Source organism: Zooshikella harenae, assembly GCF_018837975.1.
GTDB classification, from domain to species: domain Bacteria; phylum Pseudomonadota; class Gammaproteobacteria; order Pseudomonadales; family Zooshikellaceae; genus Zooshikella; species Zooshikella harenae.
On sequence record NZ_JAGSOY010000207.1, the window covers coordinates 1 to 2058 of the forward strand.

The 2058-nt window shown below is 38.6% G+C and carries 4 protein-coding genes and 2 pseudogenes; 5 read left to right on the forward strand and 1 reads right to left on the reverse strand.

Annotation, left to right across the window (positions count from 1 at the left end; translation table 11 throughout):
- Positions 1 to 43 precede the first annotated feature (43 nt).
- On the reverse strand, positions 44 to 574 hold the full coding sequence (locus KCG35_RS24865) for a hypothetical protein (protein WP_215822546.1): 531 nt from the start codon (positions 572 to 574) through the stop codon (positions 44 to 46).
- 303 nt (positions 575 to 877) lie between these two features.
- Here KCG35_RS24865 and KCG35_RS27175 point away from each other — a divergent pair.
- From KCG35_RS27175 to KCG35_RS24890, 5 genes and pseudogenes are all read left to right on the forward strand, one after another.
- Positions 878 to 1000, forward strand: a pseudogene (locus KCG35_RS27175) (RHS repeat-associated core domain-containing protein); the annotation flags it as partial.
- A gap of 70 nt (positions 1001 to 1070) precedes the next feature.
- Positions 1071 to 1208 (forward strand): hypothetical protein, encoded by a 138-nt coding sequence (locus KCG35_RS24875; protein ID WP_215822547.1) that lies wholly within the window; start codon positions 1071 to 1073, stop codon positions 1206 to 1208.
- A 128-nt stretch (positions 1209 to 1336) separates the two neighbouring features.
- Positions 1337 to 1597, forward strand: a pseudogene (locus KCG35_RS24880) (polymorphic toxin type 50 domain-containing protein); the annotation flags it as partial.
- 5 nt (positions 1598 to 1602) lie between these two features.
- Positions 1603 to 1893 carry a MafI2 family immunity protein gene (locus KCG35_RS24885; protein ID WP_215822549.1) on the forward strand — a complete coding sequence of 97 codons (291 nt, stop codon included), beginning with the start codon at positions 1603 to 1605 and terminating at the stop codon, positions 1891 to 1893.
- Between the two features lie 34 nt (positions 1894 to 1927).
- A partial coding sequence (locus KCG35_RS24890; protein ID WP_230409360.1) for an RHS repeat-associated core domain-containing protein occupies positions 1928 to 2058 on the forward strand: 131 nt, incomplete at its 3' end.

The window sequence follows — 2058 nt, forward strand, 5'->3', positions numbered from 1 at the left end:
CTGACCCCTTGATTGACTCCGACCCCATCGATTGAGCCACACATCACTCTTCCAGCCAATTTTTTAGCCACATTGGTTTATCTTTATCAAAAACACCAGTTATTTTCGAAGCATTTAATGGAGCATCGAGAGAAGCCAAATAATCAATATTTTTTTTATGCCAAGCTAACTCTTCTTGAAGAGCCAAGCCATTATACTCACAAAAACTGTCAACAGCCTCTAATGCAAATTCTAAAGACTTTATCACATCATCATCACATTTAAACAATAGGCTATCTATTGCATGTAATGTTGCCACACCTGTTAGCATTGATGGTGTATATTCACTACCTTTTGTATCTGTATCAGGGATAACAGCAGACAAATTCCTCTTAGCGGACATTAACTCCTCCTTATTTGCAAGCTCATTTTTAATACAATTATCTAGCAAAGACTTATTAGCTTTAGATATAACTGAATCAGCTTCACCATAATTATATTCAAATATCTCTTGCAATCTTTTCACTGCACTTGCAACAAGGCAAGATTTTAATACCCAATTTAACTGATTTACCTCTTTAAGATAAGGATACATATACTTTCCAATAAATATAAAATTTACTTTTCTCTATGCCTGTATTTATCTTTAGACTGATAGATTTCCGGAACTTTATTCAAATCATCGCCTAAAGCATTTTGACAGCCATCACAACACGCCCTACTTGGACACATAGGTTATAAAAGGGGACATCCACTTTTTGATCAAAGTCAAATATAGGGTGTCCCTTTCTTCTGACGCCTCGAAGCCGTCAAAGTGCATCGAGGTGGCCGCTCTTTAACAGAAAATTGCATCGAAGTGCTCTGATGCTAGGCTCGGACGCACAAAGCCGTCCTAGTTTACAACTATTTTCGCGATTACGATCCAAGTACTGGACGCTACATCGAAAGTGATCCTATTGGGTTACATGGTGGGTTAAATACTTATGGGTATGTAGAAGGTAACCCTACGGGTTTTGTAGATCCTTTAGGTTTAGAGCGCTTTGGCGGAGGCTACAACCGACAAGACTATAATGCTTATCAGCAACGACAATATGAAATTGCAAGTGCAAATTACTGGAATGGTGTTGCTGGTGAATATGACGAGTTTACTGGTTACTGTGGAGAAAGAGACGAGGAATACTGGGGCAATGTCCAACACTTCAACTCTTGGTACCATGAACCTGGATTAGTTGATGTTACCCCTGTTTTCGATCTTGCTACTGGCGGTTATGGTATTAGATCTGCTTATAGAGGTATAAAAGGGTTTGTAAAAAGCGGCGTTATAAAGAAAACACCTAGTGTAAAATGGGGGGCTCAAGAAAAACATTTTCCAGGTCATAACTCGTATACACCAGGCAGAAGTACAATGACAAGTGATCCTAAAAAGCTTGCAAAAAAAGCAGGAACAGGACAACAAGTAGGTAAAACCCCTGTAGGACAGCCAGGTTCCAAAGAGCGAGTTGATTTTGGTGAAAATATAGGTACTTATATTGACCAAGCCGGTAACCACTCACCGACTACAAAAGGCATTATTCACTACTCAAAGGATGGAATTCATATTGTTCCAGCAAGGCCTTAGTAATTATGGATGAAAACATTAATTTAGTTAAATTATCAATACAACGCGCTTTGTTAGGTGAGGTTTCTTCTTTCCTTCGCGCTGTAGTATTTTCTATTAATAACAAAGATATTGAGATTAGATTCTATTTTGATGGTGTTATTAATGAAGAAGATAGAGAATCAGCCTCTTGTGTTGAGACGGAGGTAATTGCTGACTATGACGAAGACTACTCTATCAATGCTAATTGTTTAAGAGTTGATGCGTGTGATCCTATAAATGATCGGGGTGTTTGGGTTTATAAAAGACGCGAATAAATATTGATGGCAATGGCCGAAAACCTTTATTGCGCTGGGCTTTTCAGGCCAGTTATACGATGCTGAGAGTGGGCTCTTATACAACTATTTTCGATATTACGATTCAAACACCGGACGCTACATCAGAGTTGACCCCATTGGGTTAAATGGTGGGTTAAATACCTT